General features: G+C 70.2%; 25 protein-coding genes and 1 tRNA gene. 15 read left to right on the top strand and 11 right to left on the bottom strand.

What is annotated here, in order from left to right:
* The first annotated feature begins 74 nt into the window (after window positions 1–74).
* Together ABD297_RS00635 and ABD297_RS00630 are read left to right on the top strand one after the other, a co-directional pair.
* Entirely contained in the window at window positions 75–563 is a 489-nt protein-coding gene (locus tag ABD297_RS00635) for an SRPBCC family protein (RefSeq protein WP_344252177.1), read from the top strand.
* A 280-nt stretch (window positions 564–843) separates the two neighbouring features.
* Window positions 844–1,863, top strand: a complete 1,020-nt coding sequence (locus tag ABD297_RS00630) for a type IV toxin-antitoxin system AbiEi family antitoxin domain-containing protein (protein WP_344252176.1) — start codon at window positions 844–846, stop codon at window positions 1,861–1,863.
* 107 nt (window positions 1,864–1,970) lie between these two features.
* Here ABD297_RS00630 and ABD297_RS00625 read toward each other — a convergent pair whose 3' ends face one another.
* Window positions 1,971–2,867, bottom strand: a complete 897-nt coding sequence (locus tag ABD297_RS00625) for an MBL fold metallo-hydrolase (protein ID WP_344252175.1) — start codon at window positions 2,865–2,867, stop codon at window positions 1,971–1,973.
* 104 nt (window positions 2,868–2,971) lie between these two features.
* On the opposite strand from ABD297_RS00625, the gene ABD297_RS00620 reads away from it, so the two are divergent.
* The 3 genes from ABD297_RS00620 (at window position 2,972) to groL (ending at window position 5,840) form a co-directional block, all read left to right on the top strand.
* Window positions 2,972–3,511 carry a hypothetical protein gene (locus ABD297_RS00620; protein WP_344252174.1) on the top strand — a complete coding sequence of 180 codons (540 nt, stop codon included), beginning with the start codon at window positions 2,972–2,974 and terminating at the stop codon, window positions 3,509–3,511.
* Between the two features lie 48 nt (window positions 3,512–3,559).
* Complete coding sequence (locus tag ABD297_RS00615) at window positions 3,560–3,985, top strand: HIT family protein (protein ID WP_344252173.1); 426 nt, start codon at window positions 3,560–3,562, stop codon at window positions 3,983–3,985.
* Between the two features lie 223 nt (window positions 3,986–4,208).
* Window positions 4,209–5,840, top strand: coding sequence for a chaperonin GroEL (gene groL, locus ABD297_RS00610; protein WP_344252172.1), 1,632 nt, complete (start codon window positions 4,209–4,211; stop codon window positions 5,838–5,840).
* A 208-nt stretch (window positions 5,841–6,048) separates the two neighbouring features.
* Here the strand turns inward: groL and ABD297_RS00605 are convergent, their stop codons facing one another.
* Window positions 6,049–6,339 (bottom strand): WXG100 family type VII secretion target, encoded by a 291-nt coding sequence (locus ABD297_RS00605; RefSeq protein ID WP_344252171.1) that lies wholly within the window; start codon window positions 6,337–6,339, stop codon window positions 6,049–6,051.
* A gap of 141 nt (window positions 6,340–6,480) precedes the next feature.
* Here ABD297_RS00605 and ABD297_RS00600 point away from each other — a divergent pair, with 141 nt between their 5' ends.
* Window positions 6,481–7,269 carry a DUF4031 domain-containing protein gene (locus ABD297_RS00600; protein ID WP_344252170.1) on the top strand — a complete coding sequence of 263 codons (789 nt, stop codon included), beginning with the start codon at window positions 6,481–6,483 and terminating at the stop codon, window positions 7,267–7,269.
* Window positions 7,270–7,353: 84 nt separating this feature from the next.
* Here the strand turns inward: ABD297_RS00600 and ABD297_RS00595 are convergent, their stop codons facing one another.
* A complete protein-coding gene (locus ABD297_RS00595; protein ID WP_344252169.1) occupies window positions 7,354–7,848 on the bottom strand; it encodes a YajQ family cyclic di-GMP-binding protein in 495 nt (164 codons plus the stop codon).
* Between the two features lie 135 nt (window positions 7,849–7,983).
* On the opposite strand from ABD297_RS00595, the gene ABD297_RS00590 reads away from it, so the two are divergent.
* Window positions 7,984–8,064 (top strand) — tRNA-Tyr (locus ABD297_RS00590).
* A 229-nt stretch (window positions 8,065–8,293) separates the two neighbouring features.
* Here the strand turns inward: ABD297_RS00590 and ABD297_RS00585 are convergent.
* Window positions 8,294–8,803 carry a P-loop nucleotide/nucleoside kinase family protein gene (locus tag ABD297_RS00585; protein ID WP_344252168.1) on the bottom strand — a complete coding sequence of 170 codons (510 nt, stop codon included), beginning with the start codon at window positions 8,801–8,803 and terminating at the stop codon, window positions 8,294–8,296.
* Window positions 8,784–10,223, bottom strand: coding sequence for a MocR-like pyridoxine biosynthesis transcription factor PdxR (pdxR, locus tag ABD297_RS00580; RefSeq protein WP_344252167.1), 1,440 nt, complete (start codon window positions 10,221–10,223; stop codon window positions 8,784–8,786). Before pdxR ends, ABD297_RS00585 begins: the two co-directional genes overlap by 20 nt.
* Before the next feature lie 176 nt (window positions 10,224–10,399).
* On the opposite strand from pdxR, the gene ABD297_RS00575 reads away from it, so the two are divergent.
* From ABD297_RS00575 to ABD297_RS00565, 3 genes are read left to right on the top strand one after another with little or no spacing between them, the layout of a single operon-like run.
* On the top strand, window positions 10,400–11,059 hold the full coding sequence (locus tag ABD297_RS00575) for a dihydrofolate reductase family protein (protein ID WP_344252166.1): 660 nt from the start codon (window positions 10,400–10,402) through the stop codon (window positions 11,057–11,059).
* Window positions 11,056–11,646 carry a GNAT family protein gene (locus tag ABD297_RS00570; RefSeq protein WP_344252165.1) on the top strand — a complete coding sequence of 197 codons (591 nt, stop codon included), beginning with the start codon at window positions 11,056–11,058 and terminating at the stop codon, window positions 11,644–11,646. The genes ABD297_RS00575 and ABD297_RS00570 overlap by 4 nt, the downstream gene beginning before the upstream one ends.
* A complete protein-coding gene (locus ABD297_RS00565) occupies window positions 11,643–12,284 on the top strand; it encodes a dihydrofolate reductase family protein (protein ID WP_425581117.1) in 642 nt (213 codons plus the stop codon). The genes ABD297_RS00570 and ABD297_RS00565 overlap by 4 nt, the downstream gene beginning before the upstream one ends.
* 23 nt (window positions 12,285–12,307) lie before the next feature.
* Here ABD297_RS00565 and ABD297_RS00560 read toward each other — a convergent pair whose 3' ends face one another.
* The 6 genes from ABD297_RS00560 to ABD297_RS00535 all read right to left on the bottom strand — a co-directional run bounded on the left by ABD297_RS00560 (window position 12,308) and on the right by ABD297_RS00535 (window position 17,034).
* A complete protein-coding gene (locus ABD297_RS00560) occupies window positions 12,308–12,763 on the bottom strand; it encodes a hypothetical protein (RefSeq protein ID WP_344252164.1) in 456 nt (151 codons plus the stop codon).
* 409 nt (window positions 12,764–13,172) lie between these two features.
* Window positions 13,173–13,385 carry a hypothetical protein gene (locus ABD297_RS00555; protein WP_344252163.1) on the bottom strand — a complete coding sequence of 71 codons (213 nt, stop codon included), beginning with the start codon at window positions 13,383–13,385 and terminating at the stop codon, window positions 13,173–13,175.
* A gap of 87 nt (window positions 13,386–13,472) precedes the next feature.
* On the bottom strand, window positions 13,473–13,811 hold the full coding sequence (locus tag ABD297_RS00550; RefSeq protein WP_344252162.1) for a P-II family nitrogen regulator: 339 nt from the start codon (window positions 13,809–13,811) through the stop codon (window positions 13,473–13,475).
* Complete coding sequence (locus tag ABD297_RS00545; RefSeq protein WP_344252160.1) at window positions 13,808–15,154, bottom strand: ammonium transporter; 1,347 nt, start codon at window positions 15,152–15,154, stop codon at window positions 13,808–13,810. The genes ABD297_RS00550 and ABD297_RS00545 overlap by 4 nt, the downstream gene beginning before the upstream one ends.
* 109 nt (window positions 15,155–15,263) lie before the next feature.
* Window positions 15,264–15,818 (bottom strand): carboxymuconolactone decarboxylase family protein, encoded by a 555-nt coding sequence (locus tag ABD297_RS00540; RefSeq protein WP_344252159.1) that lies wholly within the window; start codon window positions 15,816–15,818, stop codon window positions 15,264–15,266.
* A gap of 193 nt (window positions 15,819–16,011) precedes the next feature.
* Window positions 16,012–17,034, bottom strand: coding sequence for a LacI family DNA-binding transcriptional regulator (locus tag ABD297_RS00535; protein ID WP_344252158.1), 1,023 nt, complete (start codon window positions 17,032–17,034; stop codon window positions 16,012–16,014).
* A gap of 129 nt (window positions 17,035–17,163) precedes the next feature.
* On the opposite strand from ABD297_RS00535, the gene ABD297_RS00530 reads away from it, so the two are divergent.
* The 5 genes from ABD297_RS00530 to ABD297_RS00510 all read left to right on the top strand — a co-directional run bounded on the left by ABD297_RS00530 (window position 17,164) and on the right by ABD297_RS00510 (window position 22,483).
* Window positions 17,164–18,756: a sugar ABC transporter ATP-binding protein gene (locus ABD297_RS00530; protein ID WP_344252157.1), complete on the top strand. Its 1,593-nt coding sequence runs from the start codon at window positions 17,164–17,166 to the stop codon at window positions 18,754–18,756.
* Window positions 18,753–19,844 (top strand): ABC transporter permease, encoded by a 1,092-nt coding sequence (locus ABD297_RS00525; RefSeq protein ID WP_344252155.1) that lies wholly within the window; start codon window positions 18,753–18,755, stop codon window positions 19,842–19,844. The genes ABD297_RS00530 and ABD297_RS00525 overlap by 4 nt, the downstream gene beginning before the upstream one ends.
* Window positions 19,841–20,896: an ABC transporter permease gene (locus tag ABD297_RS00520; RefSeq protein WP_344252153.1), complete on the top strand. Its 1,056-nt coding sequence runs from the start codon at window positions 19,841–19,843 to the stop codon at window positions 20,894–20,896. Before ABD297_RS00525 ends, ABD297_RS00520 begins: the two co-directional genes overlap by 4 nt.
* A complete protein-coding gene (gene rhaS / locus ABD297_RS00515) occupies window positions 20,893–21,936 on the top strand; it encodes a rhamnose ABC transporter substrate-binding protein (RefSeq protein ID WP_344252152.1) in 1,044 nt (347 codons plus the stop codon). The genes ABD297_RS00520 and rhaS overlap by 4 nt, the downstream gene beginning before the upstream one ends.
* Before the next feature lie 106 nt (window positions 21,937–22,042).
* Window positions 22,043–22,483, top strand: coding sequence for an L-rhamnose mutarotase (locus ABD297_RS00510; protein WP_344252151.1), 441 nt, complete (start codon window positions 22,043–22,045; stop codon window positions 22,481–22,483).
* Window positions 22,484–22,486: the final 3 nt, after the last annotated feature.

The following is a 22,486-nucleotide window of genomic DNA, read 5'->3' as shown; positions in this document are numbered from 1 at the left end:
CGACGAGCGAGTTGCCCGGATGCTACGGCCCGCACGTCCCGGCGCGGGCGGTATGCCCGGATAGGGTCGGCGTCGTGCCACAGGTGACAGCTGACGCGTGGGTGCCCGTGCCTCCGGACGTCGCGTTCGCGGTGTCGCAGACGACGGGCGAGCTGCGGCTGCGGTGGGACCCGTTCATCCGCAGCCAGCACCTCGTCGACGCGGCGCGTCCCGCCAAGGGCGTGCGCACGGTGACGCGGGCACGCATCGGGCCGCGGATGGTCAGTGAGTACGCGTCCTACCGCCCGCCGACCAGCGTCGGCATGACGATGGTCGAGGGACCGTGGTTCTTCGAGCGGTTCGGTGGTGGGTGGCGGTTCACGCCCCAGGAGCGGGACGGTGGGGCGGGCACGCTCGCCGTCTGGAAGTACACGTATGCCGTCCGCCCCGCCTGGCTGCGCCCGGTGGCCGAGCCGATCGGGCAGTGGCTGCTCGGGCGCGAGATCCGGGCGCGCATCGCAGCCTTCGCGCGAGCCTGCTCCGACGAGACGGTTCTCACCGCGGCCACGCACGACACCGCCTGATCTCCGTCTGTCGCGGCACCCGGTCGGCGTCGCCCGGTTGCCCACTCGCATCGATGTGCCCACCTCACCCTGGTGCTGCAACTCGGGTCGTGGAGATCTTCCGGCGCGTGGTGCCGAAGAACCTCCATCGACGGCGCCGGCGCCGATGGAGAGGGCAACGGCGTCGGTGAGGGCAGAGGCCAGGACGCGACTGTCCACATCCCCGCGCCGCAGGGTTTGCTCGCCCACAGGTACGACGGCCCTCCGTCTGCCGAAGGCGCGAGGGGTCAGGCTGAGGCGCATGGACTTCTCAGCGGTGATGCACGTGCTGCGCTCGCAGGACGGTGTGTTCTCGAGAGCACAGGCGCTGGAGTGCGGTCTCGACGACAACGACCTCGAGCGTCACCTGCGCCGGCGCCGGCTGGCTCGGGTCCATCCCGGTGTCTTCGTGGACCACACCGGCATCCCGACGTGGTCCCAGCGGGCCTGGGCGGCCGTCCTCTTCCACTGGCCGGCTGCACTCGCGGGCCCGTCAGCGCTTCGCGCCCACGGCCTCAGGTCTGCCAACGGCGGCGAGCTGTCGTCCGGATTCGAGCGCTGGCGGCCTCGCCTCGAGCCTTCGGCCCAGGACCCGATCCACGTCGTCGTCAGCGCGTCCAGACGGCTCCGGCCACCGCCGGGGGTCGCCATCACCCGGCGGACTGATTTCGAGAGCCAGGTGCAGATGCACCTCTCCCCGCCGCGGCTTCGGCTCGAGGAGGCCCTGCTCGACGTCGCGTCCTCATCCGGCCGCGAAGCGGATGCCGTTGCGCTGCTGGCTGACGCGTGCCAGGAGGGCGCGACGACGGCCGCTCGGCTGCACGAGACCCTGTCCGGGCGTGCACGACTGTCCCGACGGCGACTGCTCCTGTCCATCCTCGACGACGTGGCGACCGGGTCGATGTCTGTCTTCGAGCGCCGCTACCTCCACGAGGTCGAGAGGGCGCACGGGCTGCCGACGGCCCGGCGCCAGGTGCGCCGGGTCATGAGGCACGGGGTGACGTTCCGAGACGTCGAGCACTCCGACTTCGGCGTCGTCGTCGAGCTCGACGGACGGCTCGCTCATGCAGGACCGCGACGGTGGACGGACCTCGAGCGTGATGTCGAGGCGGCTGTGCGGGGTGAGGCGACGGTGCGCTTCGGCTGGCTGCACATCTTCGAGCCGTGTCGGGCAGGTGGTGCGGTCGGCCGCCTGCTGCGGTCGCGCGGTTGGACCGGCTCCGTCACCGCCTGCGGACCGGGCTGCACAGCAGTCGAGTCGTCGCAGCGGGGCGCTGCCTGAACCAGTCCGAGCGGCGTGGCGCGAGGTCGTGGAGATCTTCCGGCGGCAGGTGCGGAGAGATCTCCATGACCCGGGATGGAGGGCGGCCCCGGTCCGGAGGCCAGGGTTCAGGGGGTGGGTGGGGTGAGGTGGTCCCAGGCGCGGCGGAAGGCGGACTCGAGGTGCTCGAGCGGGTAGGGCAGGCGCGGGTCCGGGTCGCGCATCGCCTCCTCGAGCGCGGCCCCGCCCAAACGGCGCTCGCGGATCACGGCGGCCACGGCCGCGACCTCGTCCCGCTGCCGCCTCACGAACGCCTCGTCCACCGGGCGACCGTGCCCCGGCACGACCACGGTGCGGTCGGACACCTGCACGAGGTGCGAGCCCAGGGTGTCGGCCCACTCGAGCGGCCAGCAGTCGTCGCCGAACGACGGGGGCGCGCTCTCCTCGACGAGATCGCCGAGGAACATGACGTCCGTGTCGGGCACGAGCACCGCCACGTCGCCGTCGGTGTGGCCGCGGCCGGCATACGCCATCGTCACGACGCGGTCACCGAGGTCGATGGTCGCGTTGGAGCCGAAGGTGCGGTCGGGCCCGCGCACGACGGTCGCGAGCACCTCGGCGGCGTCGCGCTCGGTGTAGCCGTACTCGGGGGCGGGCCCCGGGTCGGCGCGGACGAGGGCCTTGATGTGCTCGGCTGCGGTCTGCGTCTGGCGTCCGACGTTGTCGTGGGCGTGCACGATGGCCGTCTCGAACGCGGCGTTGCCGAACGTGTGGTCGAAGTGCACGTGCGAGCTGATGACGTGGCGCACCTCGATGTCGCGGCCCAGCCGGCGGATGTCCTCGAGCACCTGGGCGCCCTGACGGTCGCTCGCGCGGGTGTCGACGACGACCGCGCCGTGGCGGCCCAGGACGAGCCCGACGTTGACGTCCCACTGGCGGTAGCGGGCGACGAAGACGCGGTCGGCGACCTCGACGAAACCGCTGGGCGAGGGGTCCCGCTCGGCCTGGTTCCCGGGGGCGGTCATGCAGGCCGCTGCGGTGTGATCCACGTCTCGACGGGCATGGACCCACGGTAGCGGCCCCGCTGCGAACGGGCGCGCGACGCCGGGTTCGTCTACGTTGGTGACCCATGTCGACCGAGTACCGCACCTCCACACCCGGCTCGAAGTCCCGCCGCAAGCTCGTCGTCGCGGCCGTCCTCGCGGCCGTGGCCCTGCTCACGACGGGCGCCGTCGCCTACTGGTCCGGCGACAGCTGGAGCGACGAGGCGATGGCCTCCGGCGGCTTCCCGGGCCTGCCCGGTGGGAGCTGGGCGAGCACGTCGACCGACGACGGGTGGGGGTCCGCAGAGTCGTCCTCCGGTTCGGCGAGCGCCACCACGGCACCCGGCGCCACCGGACCGGCGTCCAGCAGGCCCCAGGCCACCGCCGTCGTGGACCCGGCGTCGGCCCCGACGTCATCGGTGCCGACGACCACTGCTGCGCCGCCCTCGCCGAGCACGGCCTCGACGGCGCCCCCGGCGCCTCCCGCGCCGACCTCCACGGCGGCGCCGAGCCCGACCAAGGGCAACCCGAAGCCCAAGCCGAGCAACACGAAGCAGCCGCCTCGCCCGACCCCGTCGCCCACCTCGAGCAGCGGCGGCTGCGTCCTGCTCATCTTCTGCCACTAGCCGGCGTCGGCGGGTCGGGCCGTCGGCAGCGCATGGGAGCCTGACGGCATGGACTGCGTCTTCTGCTCGATCGTCGCCGGTGACACCCCTGCCGACCTCGTGCTCGACGAGCCCGACCTCGTCGCCTTCCTCGACCGGCGCCCCGTGTTCAAGGGGCACGTGCTGCTCGTGCCGCGGCAGCACGTCGACACCCTGCTCGACCTCCCTACCGACCTGCACGCCCCGCTGCTCGGGGCGGCCCAGCGCCTGGCCGCAGCGGTGGTCGAGGCCCTCGGCGCCCAGGGCAGCTTCGTGGCGATGAACAACGTCGTCAGCCAGTCCGTGCCGCACCTGCACGTCCACGTCGTGCCGCGCACCAAGGGCGACGGGCTGCGGGGCTTCTTCTGGCCGCGCACGACGTACGCCTCGGAGCGGGAGTCTGCGGAGTATGCCGCCCGGATCGCGGGAGCGCTGGCGCCCGCCGTCGACGCCTGAGCCGAGCGGGCGGCATACGCCCTCCCGTGCGTGGCGGAACGTTTGCACTCTCACCCCGAGAGTGCCAATAATGGCGTTAGCACTCTCGTCATGGGAGTGACAGAAATGGGCCGTATGCCGAGGGGCTGGGTTCGCAGCGACATGAAGCTGGGGAGACCGGTCCCGTCCGTCGCGGGCGTCATGCGGTCCACCACCAACGTTTCGTGTGGGAGGAACCACCCGAATGGCCAAGACCATTGCTTTTGACGAAGAGGCGCGCCGCGGTCTCGAGCGGGGCATGAACATCCTCGCCGATGCCGTCCGCGTCACGCTCGGCCCGAAGGGCCGCAACGTCGTGCTGGAGAAGAAGTGGGGCGCCCCCACGATCACCAACGACGGTGTCTCCATCGCCAAGGAGATCGAGCTCGACGACCCGTTCGAGAAGATCGGTGCGGAGCTCGTCAAGGAAGTTGCCAAGAAGACCGACGACGTCGCCGGTGACGGCACGACGACGGCCACCGTGCTCGCCCAGGCCATGGTGAAGGAAGGCCTGCGCAACGTGGCCGCCGGCGCCAACCCGATGGCGCTCAAGCGCGGCATCGAGAAGGCCGTCGAGGCCGTCACCGCCCGCCTGCTCGAGCAGGCCAAGGAGATCGAGACCAAGGAGCAGATCGCCTCGACCGCCAGCATCTCGGCGGCCGACGAGGAGATCGGTGCTCTCATCGCCGAGGCGATGGACAAGGTCGGCAAGGAAGGTGTCATCACCGTCGAGGACTCCAACACCATGGGCCTCGAGCTGGAGATGACGGAGGGTATGCGCTTCGACAAGGGCTACATCTCCGCCTACTTTGTCACCGACACCGAGCGCATGGAGGCCGTCCTCGACGACGCCTACGTGCTCGTCGCGAACTCCAAGATCGGCAGCATCAAGGACCTCGTCCCGCTGCTCGAGAAGGTCATGCAGTCCGGCAAGCCGCTGCTCATCATCGCCGAGGACATCGAGGGCGAGGCCCTCGCGACGCTCGTCGTCAACAAGATCAAGGGCACGTTCAAGTCCGTCGCCGTCAAGGCCCCGGGCTTCGGCGACCGCCGCAAGGCCATGCTCACCGACATCGCCATCCTCACCGGCGGCCAGGTCATCTCCGAGGAGGTCGGTCTCAAGCTCGAGAACGCCACCCTCGACCTGCTCGGCAAGGCTCGCAAGGTCGTCGTCACCAAGGACGAGACGACCATCGTCGAGGACGCCGAGGACCGCAGCCAGATCGAGGGCCGCATCGCCCAGATCAAGGCCGAGATCGAGAAGTCGGACTCCGACTACGACCGCGAGAAGCTCCAGGAGCGCCTCGCCAAGCTCGCCGGCGGCGTCGCCGTCATCAAGGCGGGCGCGGCCACCGAGGTCGAGCTCAAGGAGCGCAAGCACCGCATCGAGGACGCCGTCCGCAACGCGAAGGCTGCCGTCGAGGAGGGCATCGTCGCCGGTGGTGGCGTGGCGCTCATCCAGGCCGCCAAGGCGCTCGACGAGCTCGCGCTCGAGGGCGACGAGGCGACCGGTGCCAACATCGTGCGTGTCGCGACCGAGGCCCCGCTCAAGCAGATCGCGATCAACGCCGGTCTCGAGGGTGGAGTCGTGGCCGAGAAGGTGCGCAACCTCGAGGCCGGTCACGGCCTCAATGCTGCGTCCGGCGAGTACGTCGACCTGCTGGCCGCCGGCATCATCGACCCGGTCAAGGTGACGCGCTCGGCGCTGCAGAACGCAGCCTCGATCGCGGCGCTCTTCCTCACGACCGAGGCCGTCATCGCCGACAAGCCCGAGAAGTCGGCCCCGGCCATGCCCGGTGGCGACGACATGGGTGGCATGGGCGGCATGGGCTTCTGAGCCCTCCTGCTCCACCTGCGTCACAGCACGTTCGAAGGGCGGCTCCTCCTCGCGGGGGAGCCGCCCTTCGGCGTGCGGGCGGGAGCAGTGCGCCGGGGGCGGGCTCGACCGTAGGGGCGGGAGCCCGCCTCCGGCGCGGACCCGGCGCCGTCCAGGGGTCTGGCGACGGGTCGTCGGGAGGTCTCGGGCGGCTCAGTGGCTCAGCGGCTCAGCGGGCGAAGAGCGCGCGGGTCGCGTTCTCGTGCTCCGCGTAGGCCGCCGAGGCCTTGAGGGTGAGCCGGCCGACGTCGGCGAGGGCCTCGGTCATCTGGGCCTGGATGCGCTGGTAGTCGTGCATGACCCGCTCGAACTCGACCTTGGCGGGGCCCTGCCAGTCCGCGCCCATGCCGGCGAGACGGCCGCGCAGCTCGGACGTGTTGGACGTGATGGTGTCGGCGAGCCGGTTGATGTCGGCGGCCGCGGCGGCGATGCGCTCGGTGTCAACGACGGAACGGGACATGGGTCTCCTCCTCGATCGGTGGGCCGACCGGACGGTGGCCACGTGCGTTCGAGGCTAGGTGGGGTGGGGCAGCGGCAGCCGGCGTCGTCCACAGGGGGAGGGGGACGGCAGGACCGGGCGGCCTCGCCTAGGCTTCGGGTCATGACCGTGTGGATCGACCAGCCGATCTGGCCCGCCCACGGTCGGCTCTTCGCCCACCTCGTGAGCGACGCCTCCTACGACGAGCTGCACGAGGTCGCGCGCGCAGCGCGCCTGCACCCGCGCTCGTTCGACGGCGACCACTACGACGTGCCCGAGGGCCGGTGGCAGGACGCCGTCGACGCCGGCGCGACCCCGACGACCGGTGTCGACCTCGCGCGCCGTCTCAACGCCTCCGGGCTGCGGCTGCGCAAGCGCAAGCGCGACCGTGGCGTGCGCCGCATCCTCGACGTCAGCTTCCCCAACGGCGCCAGCGACGTCGACCTCGTCGCGTCCGACGAACCTCTCGACCCGGCGCGCGTCCTCGCCGCCATGGTCTTCGTGCGCGACCGTCGGGGCGACTTCGTCGTCGTGCACAGCGTCCGTCGAGGTGAGTGGGGCTCGCCCGGCGGGTGGCGCGAGGAGGACGAGACACCCGTCGAGAACGCCGTCCGGGAAACGCTCGAGGAGACCGGCCTACGGCTGCGCCACTCCGACGTGATCCCTTGCGGCTACGAGCGATTCACGCCCCGCACCGACGACAACGTCTTCGCCCGCGACAAGCCGTTCCTGCAGGTCTTCCGCACCCGTCTGGACGACGCGCGCCCCACCATCACCGACGGTGACGACGGCATCCACGAGACGCGCTGGGTCACGCCGCAGGAGTACGCCGAGCTGTGCGGCCACCTCTTCTGGTGGCCCCTGGCGGTCGAGGTCTTCCCGGACCTGCGAGACCTCGCCCGCCCCCTCTGAGACGCACGTATGCCGCCCGGTGGCCCGGGCGGCATACGTGGTCTGTCGTCGTGGTTCGCCTGTCTGACAAGCGAACCCAGCGGGTCAGCGCTGGTTGGTGAACGTCAGCGCGACGTCGAGGTCGGCCTCGCGCAGCATGCGCTGCACGGCCTGCAGATCGTCCCGGGACTTGCTCGAGACCCGCAGCTCGTCGCCCTGGATCTGGCTCTTGACGCCCTTGGGGCCCCCGTCGCGGATCAGCTTGTTGATCTTCTTCGCGTTCTCCTGGGAGATGCCCTCCTTGAGGGGCGCGTCGAGGTGGTACTCCTTGCCCGAGAGGCGCGGACCGGCCTCGGGGACGTCGAGGTGCTTGAGGCTGACCTTGCGCTTGACCAGGTGCGTCTGCACGACGTCGAGCACGGCGAGGCAGCGCTCCTCGGTGTTGGCCTTCATCTTGATGACCTCGCCGGCGAGGTCGACGGACGCGCCGACGTTCTTGAAGTCGTAGCGCGTGGCGATCTCCTTGCTCGCGCTGTTGACGGCGTTGGCGATCTCCTGCTTGTCGAACTTGCTGACGATGTCGAACGACGAGTCGGCCATCGGTGGGGTCCTTCCGCATGCTGTTGGCTGGTCTGTCGGGCGGGTGCGCGGGTGTCGGGGGACGCGACGAAATCTCCGTCGCGGCCCCGATTTCGGGCCGCGCCCGATCTCTTGCTATCCTTCCAGACGCACCAAGGCAGGTTGTCCGAGCGGCCAATGGAAACGGACTGTAAATCCGTCGCGAGAGCTACGAAGGTTCGAATCCTTCACCTGCCACCCAGTGCTCAGAAGGGCCTCTGACCAGCGGAAACGCCGGTTCGAGGCCCTTCTGCTTCCTCCAGACGGTGTCGGCCTTCCCTCGAGCGCGGGACGGACGCGTTCGTCAGCTGTTGAGCGCGGGACGCTCGCGTGCCACGGTGCTTGGGTCCGCTGTCTTCCCATCAAGCCTCACGGTCGGGAGCAGGACAGGCATGGGGTGAAAGGGTGCGCTTGCGGCTCTCGCTGGCTAGCGGACCACCTCGAGCGGTCCCTCCTCGGGCGTTGGAGGCTCGAACCGCTCGAAGTACTCAGTCGCCGTCTGCTCGGTGAGCGGCCAGTCATCCGCCCACCGGCCATGCCGATCACCCACTCGGCTCAGAATGGTCTCGAGAGTCGTTGCGATGTAGACAGTCTCCGCCACTATGCCTTGGGGTTCGAGCAGCTCGCGGAACTCATCGCGCTGTCGCCGGAACCAGAATCCGAAGTCGAGCACGACATCGTCTCCCGCTGCGACAAGGCGCAGCAACCGGGCCCTGAGGTCTGCGGCTACCTCGGCGACAACCTCAGGGGAGGGCATCGTCTTGATGCCGCGATCCCAGAACTCCACCTCGAACGACAGGCGAGTCCAGCCCTCGCGCTCCAGGCGCTTGGCGTAGGTGGTCTTGCCTGCACCACCCGGACCGCACATCATCACGACACGGGGTGCTCGAGTCATGTTCGCTGTCACCGGAGCAAAGTTATGCTCGACCGCTGACATCGAGACTCGTCACACGTCGTACCGCCTCGGCGATCGCGTGGATCCCGGAGACGAGCTGGCCCTCGGTGATGTTGCCGAACGAGATCAGGAGAGCAGGATCCGCAGGCGATGGGGCTGACAGGTATCGCCCGAGGCCGCTGACGCGGACCCCAAGCGTTCGAGCGACGTCGACGACGACGTCCTCGTCGACATCGGTTGGCAGCAGGAGCACGGCGTGGCAGCCTGCGGCGAGGCCCCGCAGGCTCGCGGGTCCGAAGAGCTCAGTGACTTCACGAACCAGGACGTCGCGGCGGCTGCGGTACAGCTCGCGCATGCGCCGGAGGTGGCGGTCGAAGCGGCCGGACTCCATGAACAGCGCGAGGGCCTCCTGGTCCAGGCCGGGGGCGCCACGGCTGCTCAGCCGTTTCTCTTCGATCAACGCGTCCCGGAAGCGGTGCGGCGCCAGGATCCAGCCGATACGGATAGCCGGAGCCAGCGTCTTGCTGACCGAGCCCAGGGCGATGACCCGTTCGGGCGCCAGCCCCTGCAGGGACCCGACGGGCTGTCGGTCGTAGCGGAACTCGGCGTCGTAGTCGTCCTCGAGGATCACCCCGTCGACCTCGTCGGCCCACGCGACGAGGGCGCGTCGCCGGGCGGGGCTCAGAGCGACCCCGGCGGGGCATTGATGTGCCGGGGTGACCAGGACGGCCCGCGCCGGGGTCTTGTGCAGCGCGGCGACGTCGAGGCCGTCGGCATCGACAGGGATCGGAACCGCCACCAGGCCGGCCCGCTCTGCGATCCGATCGTGATCACGTGGCCCGGGATCCTCGAGCCCGACGGCCCCGATGCCCGTGCGTGCGAGCATTCCCAGTGCGAACGCCAGCCCTTGGCGGAAGCCGCCGACCACGATGGCGTTGTCGGCTGTGGCGCACCCGGCGCGGACGCGACGGTGGTAGGCGGTGACCACGTCACGCAGGTGAGGGGAGCCGGCAGGCTCCTCGTCCCCGAGACTGGCGGTCGGCAGTGTCCTGGTGGCCTCCGCGACGGCCCAAGCCCACTCCCTCAGGGGCACCGACCGGAGATCGGGGATCCCGTACTCGAAGTCGAACTGGATCACGGACCTGTCTGGTGGCGCCGAGGTCGGGTGCTTCTGCTGAGGACGGTCTTGCCCCAGATGCTCGGTGACCCGAGTACCGGATCCGACGACCGAGTCGAGGTACCCCTCGGCAACCAGCTGCTCGTAGACCTCGACCACGGTGCCGCGTGAGACCCGCAGGTGCTCGGCCATCCGCCGGGTGGACGGCAGCCTCTCGCCCGACTTCAGCCGACCTTCGCGGATGGCGGTGCGCAGGTGCTCCTGGATCTGGACGAGGAGCGGTGTGCCGTTGCGATCCAACGTCATCATCAGGTCCGGACCATTTCGGCCCCAGTCGACGGGCATTGCTCCAGTCAACCAAATGGTCCACTCCATCAGCGCCCGAATGGATCTCCTGACTGGACCGCTGAATCGGCAGACTCAACCCAGCGGCGTCGGACGTGTCCGGCACCCGACTCAGTCCCGTCCGACCGGCGCTCACCGACCGCTGGGTGTTCCGGCGTCGGCAGCCTCGCGTCGCGATGCCCGTGACCAAGGACCACCCGAAACCACCAAGGAAGAGTTCCATGCGAAAGCTCATCGTCCTCATGCAGGTCACCCTTGACGGCCGGATCAGCCACGCGGACGGAGGATTCTGGCAGCCATTCGCGTGGGGTGAGGAAGAGACGGCCTACGTCAACGAGGCGTACGCCCGAGCGGATACCTTGGCCGTGTCTCGCCGGCTGTACGAGGTCGTCGTGCCCTACTGGGAGCAGGTAGCGGCAGGCACCTTGCCCGACGCCGAGGTCCTCGAGAGCCCGGCCAGCGTCGAGTTCGCTCGACTTCTGAGCGGAATGAGGAAAGTGGTGCTCTCGCACACGCTCGAGGACGACCCGAACACGCGTCGCGAGGTGAGGCGAGGGGACGCCGTTGCACACCTCGCGCAGCTCAAGAACCAAGACGGCACGGACATCATCGCCTGCTTCGGCCCTGAGACACTCGGCCCGCTGGCCGACGCACCGGGCCTGATCGACGAGTACTTCCTCATCATCCACCCCGCCGCCCTCGCGTCAGGGCCCCGCCTCTTCGACCACATCACCCACGACCTGGGTTTCACGCTCGACTCCGCTCGCATCTTCGACAGCGGCGCGGCGATGATGCGCTACAGCGTCCTGAACGCGCCGCCAAAGGAACGGTCGTGAACTACGCCCAGTTCGTCAAGCCGCTACGCCTTCCGCCCGGCTTTGCGGCCCCGACGCGGCTGCGGTTCGAAGAGCTCGAGGCGCGCGCGATCAGCCGCGCAGACCTCGACGATGACGTTCGCGGCATCAACCAGAGCATCGAGCTCATTCAGAGGACAAGGGGCGGCGGCTGGCCAACCGAGCCGGTCAGCGAGGCGTACAACTACGTCGACCTCGTCTGGCACGAGCAGGAGTTCCGCGAGCAGACCTCGTTCACCTACGCGGTCTACGACGAGGCAGGCGGCTACGTCGGCTGCGGCTACCTGGCGCCGGTGGGGTGCCGCACCCCGCTCGACGAGCAGCTTCTCGACTGCGATGTCGACATCTCCTGGTGGGTCACCCCCGGCGCCTACGCCCGAGGTCACTACACCACGCTCTACCGGGCGCTTCACCACTGGGCCGAGAAGGAGTACCCCTTCGAGGCTCCCCACTACTCCAACCGTGAGATCCCGCCCCTCCCGCCTCGTACTCAGCTGTCTCGAACGGCGAGTACGACACACGACTGGGGACGTACCTCGGTCGGCAACCCTGAAAAGGAGAAGCTGTGACTCGGGTCCGCATCGACATGTTTGCCTCGTTGGACGGCTGTACCGCTGGAGAACCGAGCCCGGAGCACCCGATGGGCGCCGACTGGAACCGCTTGACGGAGGCGCACATCGCGACTCGGACGATGCGCGAACGGGTCTTCGGAGACACCAGCGGTGGCGGCACTACTGGCATCGACGACCAGTACGCCGCGGCCCAGTTTGCAGGTGTCGGCGCAGAGATCATGGGCGCAGGAATGTTCGGCCTTCACGCCAACCCCGACCCCGACTGGAAGGGCTGGTGGGGCGACCGGCCTCCGTTCGGCGTCCCGGTCTACGTCCTTTCCAACACGGCACCGCGGCCACCCATACCGATGGAGGGGAGCACCACCTTCCACTTCCGAAGCGGGAGCATTCAACGTGTCCTGCTCGAGGCCTCCGATGCTGCGGGAGGACGCGACGTGCGGGTGGGGGGAGGAGTCGGGACCGCCCGCGCGTTCCTACGAGCCGGAGTCGTCGACCACCTTCACGTGGCCATGGCGCCAGTACTCCTCGGCAGCGGTCCCCGACTCTGGTACGACCTTCGCAGGCTCGAAGAGACCTACGAGGTCACCTCTGAGGTCGCCGAGAGCGGCACCATCCACGTCACCTTCGCGCGCTAGCCCAGCTCCAGCGGAGACGCGAGTCAGGGCCTCTCGTACGTCGGGGGTGTCGCCCCGTGCCGCAATGCCCGGAGGCCGGAGCGTGCCACCCACCCCAGGACCGATGCCGTGGGCAGCTCGACGAGCAGGGCCATGGTCAGCGCCTGCCCGAGCCCGGTGCTCGTCGACGCGGTCATGATGTCGAACCACGCGTCCAGCACGAAGAGCGGAAGGGTCAGCAACGCGCTGACCGTGGCACTCCAGTGATGGCGACGGAGCGCGATGCCGGTGGCCAGCAGCCCGGCGACCTCCAGGGCGTCGAGCCCGACCCACGTCAGCCGCCAGCTGCCCAGGCCTGCCCCTGACGACGACCAGCTCTGGGGGAGCCCGGAGACCGGGAGTGAGGCGCCGAGCCAGCAGGCCCACCCGATGAGCACCACGGCGGCGCAGATGAGGGCGGAGCCGACCGCCGCCCGGGTCGAAACCGGGGTGGGCCTCACGTCCGCAGTTGCCCCCACGTCCGGAGGGGCACCGACGTCAGGAGCAGCTCGGTGCAGGGACACGTGAGTCATGCCGAAGCCTTCGAGGTCGGGCGGCACCCGGGGACCGCCCGCGGGTGGGGGGGCCACCGTCATAGCAGTGCCGTCCATGGCGACACCCCGCTTCCTCCGGCTCGTTCGATGGCCGGCCAGCTGCCCGGCACCCGCTGATGGGCGAGCACCACGATCGTCGCCGTGACGCCTGTGCCTGGCGCTGCTCCGTGCTGTGCGCCGGCTGTGCAGTGCACTCACAAGCTCCTCGTACCGCTTCCCGTCGAGCTCGTTCATGACGAGGTCGAACCACGCATCGTTGTCCGTCGGTAGTGCAGCAGGCGCCCGGTGTTGGGTCACGCCCCGACGGCAGCCGAGGTCACATCATGGAGAGGATCGAGTCCTCGGTGCGTCTCTCGATGAACAACCTCGCGGCCGGGGCGATGACCTCGCTGTAGCCGAGGTCGGTCATGGCGGCCGAGGCGGCGGCCTCAGGGTTCTGGTGCTTGGCCACCAAGGCGGTCCGGTCGAGTCTGATGGTCCTGGCGTCCCCTTCGGACCACACGAGCCGTATGCCGTGTCGTCCGCTCACCGTCGCACCGTGCGGGTGACGTCGGGTAGGGCCGAAGGGCCCGGCGCGCCGGAATCACACCACTCGGCGCCCTCGAGGTGAGATGCCTCAGATGGCGTCGCCGTCGCGCTCGCCGGTGCGCACCCGGACGACGGTGTCGACCGGGACGACCCACACCTTGCCGTCGCCGATGCGCCCCGACCGGGCCGTGGTGACGATGGTGCGCACGACGTCCTCGACGTCCTCGTCGCTCGTCAGGACCTCGAGACGAAGCTTGGGGACGAAGTCCACGACGTACTCCGCGCCGCGGTACACCTCCGAGTGGCCGCGCTGGCGCCCGTAGCCGCTGGCCTCGCTCACCGTCATGCCCTCGATGCCGAGTGCGCTCAAGGCCTCTCGGATGTCGGCGACGGCGTGGGGTTTGACGACGGCGGTCACGAGCTTCACGAGTGGTCCTCCCGGTGTGAGTGCAACGAGCCGAGCAGCCCGTGGGTCGAGGCACGACCGCCCGCGGTCGTGTGCAGGTCGTAGGCGGTCTCCGCGTGGAGGGCCAGGTCGATGCCGCCGGTCTCGTGGTCGCGGTGGACGCGGAAGCCGATGGTGCGCTCGATGAGCAGCCCGAGCACTCCCGACACGACGAAGGCGTACACCAGCACGGCTCCCACGCCGATGACCTGGCGGCCGAGCAGGGCGGCGCCGCCGCCGTCGAGCAGGCCCGAGACACCTGTCGGTGCGATCCGGGTCGCGAGGATGCCGACTCCCAGGGTGCCGACGATCCCGCCGACGAGGTGCACCCCGACGACGTCCAGGGAGTCGTCGTAGCCGAAGCGGTACTTCAGGCCCACCGCCCAGCTGCACACCCCTCCGGCGACGGCCCCCATGACCAGGGCCCCCACCGGGGAGAGCGACCCGCAGGACGGCGTGATCGCGACGAGGCCGGCGACCATGCCCGACGCCGCGCCGAAGGAGGTGTAGTGCCCGTCGCGGAGCCGCTCGACGGCGAGCCATCCGATGACACCCGTGGCTCCGGCCAGCGTCGTCGTCATCAGCACGACCGCGGCCTGGTGGTTCGCCCCGAGGGCGGACCCGGCATTGAAGCCGTACCAGCCGAACCACAGCAGCCCGGCGCCGAGCATGACGTAGGTGAGGTTGTGCGGACGCATCGGCTCCTTGCCGAAGCCGATCCGGCGTCCGAGCACGAGCGCCAGCGCCAGGGCCGAGGCGCCGGAGCAGGTCTCGACGGCGGTACCGCCCGCGAAGTCGACGAGGTGCACCTGGCTGCTCAGCCATCCTCCGGCCCGGGTGCCCGAGGTCGCGTCGAAGACCCAGTGGGCCACGGGCGCGTAGACGAGGACGACCCACGCCGCCACGAACACGAGCCAGGAGGTGAACTTCGCCCGGTCCGCGATGGCGCCGGAGATCAGGGCCGCCGTGATGACGGCGAAGAGCCCCTGGAAGACGACGAAGAGGATGACGGGGAAGCTCGAGCCGGCATCGGCCGACGGCGCCAGGAACTGGGCCAGACCGGCATACTGCCTGGGGTCACCCAGCAGGCCGCCTCCCAGGTCGTTGCCGAACGCCTCGGAGTAGCCGAACGCGACCCAGATGACGAGCACCACGGCGGTGGCGCCGAACGTCATCATCATCATGTTGAGCACGCTCTTGCTGCGGACCATGCCGCCGTAGAACAGGGCGAGCCCCGGGGCCATCAGCATGACCAGTGCGCACGAGACCAGCATCCAGGCCGTCGTGCCGGTGTCGGTCGTCGTCGACCCGAGCGCATGCACCATGGTGCACGACCGTACGACGCCCGGGCCGAGTCCGGAGGGGCGTCTTAGCCGTTGGAACCGGGAGGGGCCGCCCGCCACGGACGCCGGTCCCCACCTGGAGGAACGCGTCTCAGTCCACCCGGAACACGCGCATCTGCAGGGCGAGCGTGGAGTAGTAGCCGACGATCGTCGTGAGCTCGAAGACGGTTGCGGCGCCGACGAGCTCGGCGTCCTCGCGCCACATGGCGTCGGAGACGTCTCCCCGGGTCATCGCACGCGCCAGGCGAGCGCAGGCCGCCTCGTGGGCGTCGGCGAGGGACGGGACGTGGCCCGCGCGCAGAGCCGTCAGCTCCTCCTCGACCAGCCCGCTCGCGCGTCCCACCGCCTCGTGCGACTGCTGCTCGAAGGTGCTGTCCCAGGCGGCCGCGACGGTGAGGATCGCGATCTCGCGCGAACGGGCCGACAAGGTGCCGCGGTAGCGCAGGGCCGCGCCCAGCTCCTGGAGCGCGTGCCCGATGCCGGGACTCAGCAGGAACGCGTTGAACGGGCCGTTCAGGCCGCCGTCCTCCCCGGTCAGCGGGAAGTGCTGGGGTCCGGAGGCGCGTGGCCCCGCGGTGATGGCGTCGTAGAGATCTCGCGCCTCGGTGCCCAGCAGGGCGGGCGAGACGGGTTCGAGCCGGCTCATGACGCCTCAGGCGCCGTCGCAGCGTGGGTGCCGAACCCCGACGGCCTGCCGCCGGACGTGCCCGACGCGTCGAACGGGTTCCGCACCGAGGTCAAGGCGAGTGGGCTCACGGTTTCGAGCCTAGGGGAGGGGAGGCGCCCCGGCAGGTGGTGGCCGCCGCGGGCTCCGAAGGTCGTATGCCGCGTCGCGCCCTTCAGCCCATGGTGGAGGTCCGGGCGACCAGCTCGGGCGTGAAGGTGACCTGGGTGTGCGTGTGGTCGGGGTTGTTCGCCTCGTCGACGACGAGCTCCGTGGCCGTGCGGCCGAGCTCCTGCCGGGGCTGGCGCACCGAGGTGAGGGGGACCGCTGCGGCAGCAGCGAACTCGATGTCGTCGTAGCCGACGATGGCGAGGTCGTCCGGCACCCTCCGGCCACTTGCGACGGCCTGTTGCAGCAGCCCGAGGGCGAGCAGGTCGTTGGCGCAGAAGGCTCCCGTCGGCCGGCGGCGCGACGGCAGGCCGACGAGGCGCTCGCCGGCCCCGCGCCCCTCCCCGACGGTCAGGGTGGAGGTGGGGAGCAGGTGGAGCGCCTCGGGTGGCAGCCCGGCCTCCGACCAGGCCTGCTGCGCGCCCTTCCAGCGGTCCTGGACCTGTCCGATGCTGAGCGGGCCGCCGATGAAGGCCACCTGGGTGTGGCCGCGGTCGATGAGGTGCTCGACGGCGAGCCGGCCCCCGAGCACGTCGTCGACCGCGACGGAGCACAGGTCGAGACCCTGCTGCGTCCGGTCGACGACGACGAGGGGGGTGCCGCGTCCGGCGACGTCGCGCAGGTGCTCGGCCTCGGGGTCGACCGGGGTGATGAGGATGCCCTGGACACGCTGCTGCTGGAGGAGGTCGAGGTAGGCCCGCTCGCGCTCGGTGCTGTTGTCGCTGTTGCAGATGAAGAGCCAGAGGTCGGTCTCCGCCGCCTCGAGCTCGACGCCCTGGGCCACGTCGGTGAAGAAGGGGTTGCCGGCGTCGAGCACGACGTAGGCCAGGACCCGGCTCTGCCCGGCCCGGAGCTGGCGCGCCGACTCGTTGCGGACGAAGCCCAGCTCGCGCATGGCGTCCTCGACGCGCACCCGCGTCGAGGCGCTGACGCGGTCGGGGCGGTTGAGCACGTTGGACACGGTGCCGAGGGAGACGCCTGCGCGCGCGGCGACGTCCTTGACGCCGACGGCGCGTGACGACAGCGTCATCGGCGCGCTGGAGACGGCTGATTGAAACGAGACACATCGTGAGTCTAGTCATGGGCAAAGGGTTGACAGCCGATGTGACCCTCTTTACATTGAGCGCAGTTGAAACCTTTCAATGTTGCAAGGGACATCATGACCTCCACCTCTGCGGGGACCCAACCACCCCCGACGCTGACGCTCCGCGACGTCGCCAAGTCCTTCGGGCAGGTGGCCGCCCTGCGGTCCGCGACCCTCGTCGCGAGGCCGGGCTCGATCCACGCCCTCGTCGGCGAGAACGGGGCGGGCAAGTCGACCCTCGTCAAGATCGTCGCCGGAGTCCACCGGCGCGACAGCGGGGAGTTCCTCCTCGGGGGAGAGCCCGCCGACTTCGGCTCCACCGCCGAGTCGAAGGCCGCCGGCGTCGCCGTGATCTACCAGGAGCCGACCCTCTTCCCCGACCTGTCGGTGACCGAGAACATCTTCATGGGCTGCCAGATCGTCCGTCGCGGGCGACGCATCGACAGGGCCGCGATGTATGCGGAGGCCGCCCGCCTCTTCGCCGGGCTCGGCGTGCACATCGACCCGAGGCGACCGGCGCTCGGGCTGTCCATCGCCGACCAGCAGATCATCGAGATCGCCAAGGCCATCTCGCTCGACGCCCGCCTCCTCATCATGGACGAGCCGACCGCGGCCCTGAGCGGCGTCGAGGTCGAGCGTCTCTTCACCGTCGCCCGCCGGCTGCGTGACGAGGGCCGCGCCATCGTCTTCATCTCCCACCGCTTCGACGAGGTCTTCGACCTCTGCGACACGGTCACCGTCATGCGCGACGGGGAGTACGTCGCGACGAAGGCCATCGGTGAGACGAGCGTCGAGGAGATGGTCGGCCTCATGGTCGGCCGCGAGGTGGCCGACCTCTTCCCCAAGACGCCCTGCGACATCGGAGATCCGGTGCTCGAGGTCTCGGGCCTCACGTCGTCGGGCACCTTCCACGACGTGACCTTCGAGGTCCGGGCCGGCGAGATCCTCGGTCTCGCAGGCCTCGTCGGCGCAGGGCGCAGCGAGATCGCTCGTGCCGTCTTCGGCGTCGACGCCTACGAGAGCGGCTCGGTGCGCATGAACGGGCGCCCCGTCCGACGCCACGACCCGGGCGCAGCCATCGACGCCGGCATGGCCTTCGTTCCGGAGGACCGGCGCAAGCAGGGACTCGTCACCGACGCGTCCGTGACCGACAACATCGCCGGCGTCATCCGCGGCGGCCTGGCGCGCTTCGGCCTGCTCACCAAGCGGATGGAGAACGCCGCCGCGGGACCGTGGGCCGGACGCCTCGAGGTCAAGACCGGCGCGCTCGACATGTCGGCGAAGACCATGAGCGGCGGCAACCAGCAGAAGGTCGTCATCGCGAAGTGGCTCGCGACCAACCCGTCGCTCCTCATCATCGACGAGCCCACCCGGGGCATCGACGTCGGCACCAAGGCCGAGGTCCACCGCCTGCTCTCCGAGCTCGCGGGCCGGGGGATGGCCATCCTCATGATCTCGTCCGAGCTGCCCGAGGTCCTCGGCATGGCCGACCGGGTCGTGGTCGTGTGCGAAGGACGACTGACCGCGGACCTTCCCCGTGACCGGGCCACCCCGGAGACCGTGATGCTGGCCGCCACGCGCACCCGGGACGCCACGAGGACCGACCCGTCCCCGGCAACCACCGACCCGACAGCCGCAACCACCGACACGACAGGCCTCGCGTCATGACCGCCGCACCCGCACCGACCGATCACTCCGACGTGACCTCGCACGAGACCACCACCGACGTCCAGCTGCTCGTCGAGCCGAGCAGCCTGTCCCCGCGACGCCGACTCGTCCAGGGACTGCTGCGATCCCGCGAGTTCTCCATCCTGGCAGTCCTGCTCGTCGTCATCGCCGCTGCGACCGCCAGGAACCCGAGCTTCCTGCTCAGTGGCACGGGCTGGCGCGACCTGCTCCTCACGCCCTCGATGCTCATCCTGCTCGCCGTCGGGCAGGCGGCTGTCATCATCACCCGCAACGTCGACCTGTCCGTCGGCTCGGTTCTCGGCCTCACGGCATACCTCACGGGGCGCCTGTTCATCGACCACCCGGGCGTCCCCACCGTCGCCGTGTTCGCGGCGGGCCTGGCCGTCGGGGCCGTGCTCGGGCTCGTCAACGGGCTGCTCGTCGCCGTCGGGCGGGTGCCGGCCCTCGTCATCACCCTCGGCACGCTCTACGTCTACCGGGGCGTCGTGCTCTCCTGGGCGGGCAGCAGCCGCATCAACGCCTCCGACCTGCCGTCGGGCTTCCTCGACCTCGGGACCGCGCAGGTGCTCACCATCCCGCTGCTCTTCGTCGTGTCGGTCCTCGTGCTGGCTGCCGTCGGCTACTACCTCCACACGGCCCGGAGCGGTCGCGAGTTCTATGCCATCGGCTCGGACCCCGAGGCGGCGGTCCTCTACGGCCTCAACGTCCGACGACGCGTCATCGGGGCGTTCGTGCTCTCCGGCGCGCTGGCCGGTCTCGCCGGCGTCGTCTTCGCCGCCCGCTACGGCTCGGTCAGCTCCGACGCCGGCACCGGCATCGAGCTGCAGGCGGTGGCCGCGGCGGTCATCGGCGGGGTCGCCATCTTCGGCGGCAGCGGCACGGTGTGGGGCGCCGCCATCGGAGCGGTCCTGCTCGTCACCATCAACCGCGCGCTGCCGATGCTCGGCATCCCCGACTTCTGGCAGCAGGCGCTCGTCGGGGCCCTGATCCTTAGCGCCATCGTCCTCGACCGGGTGCTGAGTGCCCGCCAGTCACGCCGTCTCGTCGAAGCGAGGGACCAGTCATGAGCCGCACGTATGCCGCCTACGCGCACCGCTGGTGGCGCCGCACGCTCGTCTCCCGCGAGGCCGCCGTGGTCGCGCTCGTCGTCGTGGTCTCGATGTGGGCCTACGGCAACGTCCCGTACTTCGGGGACCAGCTGACGCTCACCTACCTGCTGCTCGACGTCACCCCGATCCTGCTCATCGCACTGCCCATGACGCTCGTCATCATGACCGGCGAGATCGACCTGTCCGTCGCCAGTGTCGTCGGGCTCAGCAGCGTGCTGCTCGGCGTCCTGCACGAGCGAGGGGTCTCGATCCCCGTGGCAGCGCTCGTCGCGCTCGTCGTCGGCGCTGCGTGCGGCGCCCTCAACGGCTACCTCGTGGCCCACGTCGGACTGCCCTCGCTGGCCGTGACCATCGGCACGCTCGCCCTCTACCGCGGGCTGGCCGTGGGCATCCTCGGCACCAAGGCCGTCACCGACTTCCCCTCCGACTGGACGCAGCGCGCCTCCAGCACCCTCGGCGACACCGGCATCCCCACCGTCATGTGGGTCTTCCTGCTGCTCGTCGTCGGCTTCACCCTCGCGCTGCACTTCTCACCGTTCGGGCGGGGCATCTACGACATCGGCCTCGGCAGCGAGGCCGCCGTGTTCACCGGGGTCAAGGTCAAGCGCACCAAGTTCGTGCTCTTCGTCCTCGCCGGCACCGTCTCGGCCCTGGCCGGCATCTTCTACACGCTGCGCTTCGGCAGCGCCCGCGGCGACAACGCCACCGGCCTCGAGCTGCAGGTCATCGCCGCAGTGCTCCTCGGCGGGGTGTCGATCTTCGGCGGCCGCGGGAAGCTCCTCGGCGTCATCGGCGGCGTGCTCCTCATCGGCGTCCTCTCGAGCGCCCTGCGGCTGCAGGGCGTCACGGTCAACGTCATCAACATCATCATCGGGCTGCTCCTCGTGCTCTCGGTGATCTCCACCACTGTCCTGGCGTGGGTCTCCGACGTCGCTGCCAGGCGTAACCGGGGCGCTCGCCCCACCGAGACGCCCTCAGGCGTCGGAACCCACCGAAAGGAACTCTCATGACTGCCATCCCGCGCCGCGCCGCCGTCTTCGGCGTCGCCGCCCTCACTGTCACGCTCGCCCTCACCGGGTGCACCAAGGCCGCGACCGGCACGACCCCGGCAGGCTCCGGCGGGGTCACGGCCGCGGCGAAGCTCAACGTCGTCTTCATCCCGAAGAACCTCGGCAACCCCTACTTCGACACGAGCGACGCCGGCGGCAAGAAGGCCGTCGAGGCCCTCGGCGGCACGTACTCCGAGGTCGGGCCCCAGACCGGTAGCCCGGACGGTCAGGTGCAGTACATCAACACCGCAGCGCAGCAGCACGCCAGCGCGCTCGTCGTGTCGGCCAACGACCCCAAGGCGATCGGCGACGCCCTCAACCAGGCACGCAAGGGCGGCACGAAGGTCGTGACGTTCGACTCCGACACCGACGCGCAGTACCGCGACCTGTTCATCAACCAGGCGTCGCCCGACGGCCTCGCCAAGGTCGAGGTCGACGGCATCACGAAGCAGATCGGCGACTCCGGCGAGATCGCGATCCTCTCCGCCAGCGCCAACGCGACGAACCAGAACGCCTGGATCGACCTCATGAAGAAGGACCTCGCGGCGAACCACAAGAACGTCAAGCTGGTCGACGTGGTCTACGGCAACGACGACGACCAGACGTCGTTCGACAAGACCGCCGCGCTGCTGCAGACCCACCCCAACCTCAAGGGCATCATCTCGCCGACCACCGTCGGCGTCGCCGCGGCCGCCCGCTACCTGTCGACCTCCGACAAGAAGGGCAAGGTCGCGCTGACCGGCCTGGGCACGCCGAACCAGATGCGCGAGTACGTCAAGAACGGCACCGTCAAGGAGTTCTACCTCTGGAACCCCGCCGACCTCGGCGCCCTCGCCGCGTATGCCGCCGACGCCCTCGTCAAGGGCACCATCACCGGCAAGGAGGGCGACTCGTTCACCGCCGGCTCGCTCGGCAGCTTCAAGGTCGGGGCCAACCAGACCGTCCTGCTCGGCGACCCGTTCGCCTTCAACGCCGGCAACATCGACCAGTTCAAGTTCTGAGCGGTCACCGTCCGGCCGACGCGCACCCGTCGTCGGCCGGACGGAACGCCTGCGACCCAGCCCGACGCCAGCCCGACGAGCACGTGAAGCCCGCCACCCGGCATACGTGCTCGACCGCCACCACCCCAGGGGAGTGCCCGTGCGCGCCTGTTTCCAGCTGCAGGTCCGGCCCGACCGGATCGAGGAGTACCGGGCCCGGCACGCCGCGGTCTGGCCCGAGATGCTCCGGGCGCTCGCCGAGACGGGCTGGCACAACTACTCCCTCTTCCTGCGCCCCGACGGGCTGCTCATCGGCTACGTCGAGACCCCCTCGCTCGAGGACGCCGTGGCGGGCATGGCCCGCACCGAGGTGAACGCCCGGTGGCAGGCGCAGATGGCCCCGTTCTTCGAGGAGCTGGACGGCGTGCCGCCCGACCAGGGATTCCTCCTGCTCGACGAGGTCTTCCACCTCGAGGACCAGATCGACCACCTCGACCAGAGCGACCAGCCCGACCCGCTCGACCAGCCCCCGACGGCTGACGCCGGACCCGACGCAACCCAGAAGTGATGA

Origin of the sequence: Terrabacter carboxydivorans (genome assembly GCF_039532035.1) — a bacterium.
Lineage (GTDB): Bacteria > Actinomycetota > Actinomycetes > Actinomycetales > Dermatophilaceae > Terrabacter > Terrabacter carboxydivorans.
Note: the sequence above shows the minus strand (reverse complement) of the source record. Positions and strands in the feature narration are given on the sequence as shown.